A 5,480-nucleotide genomic window follows, 5' to 3' on the forward strand; every position below is an offset into this window, starting at 1 on the left:
TCCAAGGGATCGGACCACGCCATCGAGACAGTGGCGCTGCGGAAACTCTAGAGCGGTTCATGGTTATAGGGGTTCGATTCGATGGGCCGATTTGGCCCACCGAAGGCCGGGTTCTTTTGCGCCGTGGCGGTGTTGCGGCTGATGGCCGATGCACCACAGCGCCCGGCGAGCCGCGCCTGGCCACGGCGCAAAATCATCCCGGTCAAATGGTTCCCTATGACCATGAACCGCTCTAGACCACAACCCAAGGGGCATGTTGCATGAGTGAAAACAAGATTCCCGGTTTCGCCACCCTCGCCATCCACGCCGGCGCGGCGCCCGATCCGACCACCGGCGCGCGGGCGACGCCCATCTATCAGACCACCTCCTTCGTCTTCGACGATGTCGACCATGCCGCCGCGCTGTTCGGGCTTGAGGCCTTCGGCAACATCTACACCCGCATCGGCAACCCGACCTGCGCCGTGCTCGAGGAGCGCGTCGCGGCTCTCGAGGGCGGAACCGCCGGCGTTGCCGTCGCTTCCGGCCACGCCGCCCAGCATCTGGTGTTTCATGCCCTGATGCGCCCCGGCGAGGAATTCATCGCCGCGCGCCAGCTATACGGCGGCTCGATCAACCAGTTCGGCCAGTCCTTCAAGACCTGCGGCTGGACCGTGAAGTGGGCCGACATCGACGATATCGGAACCTTCAAGAAGGCAGTGACGGAGAAGACCAAGGCGATCTTCATCGAATCGATCGCCAACCCCGGCGGCCGCGTCACCGATATGGAGGCGGTGGCGAAGGTCGCGCAGGAGGCCAAGGTGCCGCTCATCGTCGACAACACCCTGGCGACGCCCTATCTGTGCCGGGCGTTCGACTTCGGCGCGGATATCATCGTGCACTCGTTGACCAAGTTCCTCGGCGGCCACGGCAATTCCATCGCCGGCATGATCGTCGACGGCGGCAAGTTCGACTGGTCACGGGACGACCGCTACCCGACCCTGTCCAAGCCCTGCGTCTCCTATGGCGGACTGATCCTGCACGAGACCTTCGGCAATTTCGCCTTCGCCATTGCCTGCCGCGTGCTGGGCCTGCGCGACTTCGGTCCCGCCCTGTCGCCGTTCAACGCCTTTCTGGTGCTGACCGGCATCGAAACCGTGGGCCTGCGCATGCAGCGTCATTGCGACAATACGCTGGCGGTCGCCGAATATCTCAACAAGCACGACAAGGTCTCGTGGGTCAGCTATGCCGGCCTTCCCGACGACAACGACCACGCGCTGGCGAAGAAGTATTGCCCGAAAGGCGCCGGCGCGGTGCTGACCTTCGGGCTCGAGGGCGGCTATGAGGCCGGCGTCAAGCTGGTCTCGAGCGTCCAGCTCTTCAGCCACCTGGCCAATATCGGCGACACCAGAAGCCTGATCATCCACCCGGCTTCCACGACCCACCGCCAGCTCTCCGACGAGCAGAAGGTGCAGGCCGGCGCCGGGCCCGACGTCGTGCGGCTGTCGGTGGGCATCGAGGATGTGAACGACATCATCGCCGACCTGGAGCAGGCGCTGGCGAATGTCTGACGGTTTCAGATTCCGGCGGGCGCGGTGGCGGCCGGCGAAGTTGGGCTGAGCGCCGCGAGATGCGCCAGCGCCGCGACAAAGACGATGATCGCGCCGAACTGGTGCAACAGGCCGAGGCTGAGCGGCACCACGACCACGAGCGTCCAGATGCCGGTGATCGCCTGCACGGTGACGAGGCTGGCGAGCAGCATGGCGCCGCCTCTTGCCGCCGCCTTTGCCCGGGTCAGGCGCGCCGCGTGCGCCACCGCCGCGAGCCAGACCAGATAGGCCAGCACCCGGTGGTCGAACTGCACCGTGCGGGCGTTCTCGAACAGGTTGAGATGCCAAGGGGTCATGACGAACATGTCCGGCGGCACCAGGCGGCCGTCCATCAGCGGCCAGCTGTTGTGGCTCAGGCCGGCGTCGAGCCCGGCGACGAGCGCGCCGGCGATGATCTGCACGAAGATGAGGGCCGCGAGGATCGCGGCGCTCAGCCGGCCGGGCTGCGCGGTTTGCGGACGCAGGCCGCTTGCCGCATAGGCCGTCCACAGGATGAAGCCGAGAATGACGAAGGCGGCGCCGAGATGGGCGGCAAGCCGATACTGGCTGACGTCGACCCGATCGGTGAGCCCGCTCATGACCATGAACCAGCCGAGCGCCCCCTGCAGGCCGCCGAGCACCAGGATGAGGATCAGCCGCGGCATCAGCCAGGCCGGGATCTGCCGGCGGACCCAGAAGACGATGAACGGCACGATAAAGGCGAGGCCGATGAAGCGGCCGAGAAAGCGGTGCCCCCACTCCCACCAGTAAATGACCTTGAAGGCGGCAAGGCTCATGCCCGGATTGACCACCGCATATTCCGGGATCTGCTTGTATTTCTCGAACGCGGCGAGCCACTGCGCCTCGGTCAGAGGAGGTATGACGCCGGTGATCGGCTGCCATTCGGTGATCGACAAGCCGGAATCGGTGAGCCTGGTCGCCCCGCCGACCAGGATCATCGCCACCACCAGGGCGGCGAGCGTGTAGAGCCAAGCCAGTATCGGCCATGGCGTGGCGTCGGGCTGCCGCGTCGTTGCGGCCGGCATGATGGGCGATTGCGTCAACATCCTGACCGCAAGTCATATGCGCGCTGGCCTGCCGCGGCAAGCGGGCGATCCGCCATAGGGCCTCGCGCGGGTTCAGGCGACGTTGAGGCGGCGGAACCCGTTCCAAAGCAGAAACGGCGCGCCACCGAGGAAAAGGTCCACATAGTGCGGCGACTGGTAGTCGCCGTTGAGCGAAACCCGAGGCAGCCCGGTCGGATGCTGGCGATGTTCGGCGAACACGACCCCTTTGCGGGTCGTCGCCGCGGTTTTCAGCCCCAGTTCGGCGGCGAGGCGAAATTCGCGCGGCCCCGCCGAGCCGGCGTCGCCATAGGGAAAGGCGAAATGGCGCGGGCGCTCTCCAAGCTTTTCGCCGATGATCCTTACGCTGCCTTCGATCTCCGCCCGCGCCTCGTCCTCGCTCAACTTGGCGAGCGAATAGTGGTGCACCGAGTGCGCGCCGATGGTGACCAACGGCTCGCGAGCGAATGTGCGCAGCTCGCCCCAGCCCATGACGAGCCGCGCGCACAGCCTGGCAAGGTCGACGTCATGGCGCGCGGCGAGCGCGCTCACGATTTGCCTCTGCCGGCGTTCGTCGGTGCGTCGCAGCCCCCAGTAGATCTGCGAAAATGCGGCCTCCTTCTCGCGCGGCGTGCCGGTCTCGAAATGTCGCTCTCTGCCGTCGAGGACGATATCGACACAATCGGCGTCTCGAATGATCTCTTCCAGCGCCAGCCACCACAAATTTCCGGTTCCCGCCGCAAACGAGGTGGCCACGTAGACGGCGAACGGGCAGTTATGCCGTTTCAGGATCGGATAGGCGACGTCGCGATTGTCGCGATAGCCGTCGTCGAAGGTAAGGCACGCGAATGGCCGGTGATCGCCGGGCTCCGTAATCCGCCGGTGCGCCTCGTCAAGCGAGACGAACTCATGGCCTTGCCGGCGCGTCTCGACAATGACGCTTTCCAGGAATTCGGGACTGACTTCGAGGATGCGGTTGGGGTGAAACGGCTCCGGGATCCGCGGGCGCACCCGGTGGAGGGTGAAGATCACGCCGATGCCGCGACAAAATCGCGACATCAGCGCGTGCCCGCCGCTGTAATAGAACGCGTCGAGGCCGATTCTGATCAGTCCGGAATTCATCCGCCTGTCCGGTTGCTCATCGCGGCAACGCATCAGGGCCGCAGGGAGCCGCGGAGGCTAGCGGGAAAATGTTGAGAATCCTTTGACTTGGCCGGCGAAATTGCGGCCGCGGCGGTCAGGCGACGCGCCGGTCGCCGTCGCCAAAGCCGTCCTTGATCAGATGCGCGACCTCCGGTGCCGCCACCACCACTTCGATCGGGCCGTTGTCCTGGTCGGAGATCATCTCCCGCGCGCGCTCGACCAGACGCTGCGCGCCGGGCAGCGTGTCGCCGACCAGTACGGCGACATCGACATGGTCGATCAGGGCGCGGGTCTCCGGAGACAGCATCACCGGCGGCGAATCGATCAGGACGAAGCGGTAGCTTCCCCCCAGCGCGTCGAGCACCCGTTCGACGCGGTCGGCGCTCATCAGCAGCATCGGGTCGAATTGCTGCGCGCCGGCGCAAATCAGGTGCAGTCGCGATCCCGGGTCGCGGCGGATGACATCGGCGAAGCTGCTGTTACCCGACAACAGCTCGCTCAGGCCGGGAACGTCGCTGATGCCGAGTTGCTGGGCGATGTGCGGCGCGCGCAGATTGGCGTCGACAAGCACGGTCGGCACATCCAGCGCGGTCAGCAGCCGGGCAAGATTGACGGCGGCGAAATTGTCGCGGGTCTGGCGCTGCGGCGTGGTCATGAGCACGCGCTTGCCGCTCTCCTTTCCCGCCCGCTCGATCAGCGTGCGGGCAAGGGCGCGGACCGCTTCGGGAAAGCTTTGCGCGTCGAGCCCGGCCGCGGCCGAGACGATGTGCGACGTCTCCTCCGCGGCAGTCGCCTGAGCCGCGGCGAGCGGCCCGACCTTGATGTCGAGGACCTGCGGCTGCGACACGAATTTCGGCACCGGCCACTCGCCGCGCGTGGCGCGCACGATCTCCATCGAGGCGATGACGCCGATGCTGACCAGCAGCGTAGCGATCCCGACAATGGCGAGGATCGATCCCTTCATCGGGAAGGAGGGCTCGTTGGAGACCATGGCCCGCGACACGATGCGCGCGGTCGCCGCCAGTGCCTGTCTGTCGTTGCGGGCGTTCGCCTCGCGGTAGCGGCCGAGAAACGATTCCAGAAGGTCGCGCTGCGCTCGCGCCTCGCGCTCCAGCGCCCTCAGCTCAACCTCGTGGACGTTGGCCTTTTCCGCCTCCTGCTTCAGCGCGTTGAGGCTCGAGCGGATGGCGTTTTCGCGCGCGCCGGCGACCCGCGCCTCGTTTTCCAGGCCGACCGCGACCTTCTCCGCCTCGACCCGGATCTGCTGCTTAAAATCGTCCAGCTCGGCGGTCAGCTCGCGCATGCGGGGGTGCTGCGGCAGCAGCGTCGGGCTCAACTCGGCGATACTCCGGCGCAGGGTCACCTGTTGCTCGAGCAAGCGCTGGATCAGCGGCGACGAGAGAACTTCCGAAGCGCTGCTCAGTTCGCCGCCGGACCGGATCAGCTCGCGGATCGTTTGCGCCCGCGCCTGCGCCTCCGCCCGCTGCGTCCTGGCGACGATGAGTTGCGAATTGAGCTCGGAGAGCTGCTGAATGGTCAGCGACGAATCGCCGACGCCGCGCAACAGACCGTTGACTCTCTTATACTCCTCGACCTTGGCCTCGGCCTCCTCGACCTTGCGTCGCAATTCGCCGACCTGGTCGCCGAGCCATTGCGCCGCTTCGACGGTCGACTGGCGCTTGGAGTCGAGTTGCATGGCGATGTAGTT

Annotated in this window: 5 protein-coding genes; 1 reads left to right on the forward strand and 4 read right to left on the reverse strand. The window is 66.2% G+C overall.

Annotated elements, in window-relative coordinates; all coding sequences use genetic code 11:
- Positions 1-47: 47 nt before the first annotated feature.
- A complete protein-coding gene (locus Q8P46_05735; protein MDP2619662.1) occupies positions 48-197 on the reverse strand; it encodes a hypothetical protein in 150 nt (49 codons plus the stop codon).
- A gap of 63 nt (positions 198-260) precedes the next feature.
- Here Q8P46_05735 and Q8P46_05740 point away from each other — a divergent pair, with 63 nt between their 5' ends.
- Positions 261-1,547 (forward strand): O-acetylhomoserine aminocarboxypropyltransferase, encoded by a 1,287-nt coding sequence (locus Q8P46_05740; protein MDP2619663.1) that lies wholly within the window; start codon positions 261-263, stop codon positions 1,545-1,547.
- Between the two features lie 5 nt (positions 1,548-1,552).
- On the opposite strand, the gene Q8P46_05745 is transcribed toward Q8P46_05740, so the two are convergent.
- From Q8P46_05745 to Q8P46_05755, 3 genes are all read right to left on the reverse strand, one after another.
- Positions 1,553-2,611, reverse strand: a complete 1,059-nt coding sequence (locus Q8P46_05745) for a COX15/CtaA family protein (GenBank protein MDP2619664.1) — start codon at positions 2,609-2,611, stop codon at positions 1,553-1,555.
- 93 nt (positions 2,612-2,704) lie between these two features.
- Positions 2,705-3,751: a polysaccharide deacetylase family protein gene (locus tag Q8P46_05750; GenBank protein ID MDP2619665.1), complete on the reverse strand. Its 1,047-nt coding sequence runs from the start codon at positions 3,749-3,751 to the stop codon at positions 2,705-2,707.
- Between the two features lie 115 nt (positions 3,752-3,866).
- A partial coding sequence (locus Q8P46_05755; protein ID MDP2619666.1) for a polysaccharide biosynthesis tyrosine autokinase occupies positions 3,867-5,480 on the reverse strand: 1,614 nt, incomplete at its 5' end.

Source organism: Hyphomicrobiales bacterium, assembly GCA_030688605.1.
In the GTDB taxonomy this organism is placed as follows: Bacteria; Pseudomonadota; Alphaproteobacteria; order Rhizobiales; family NORP267; genus JAUYJB01.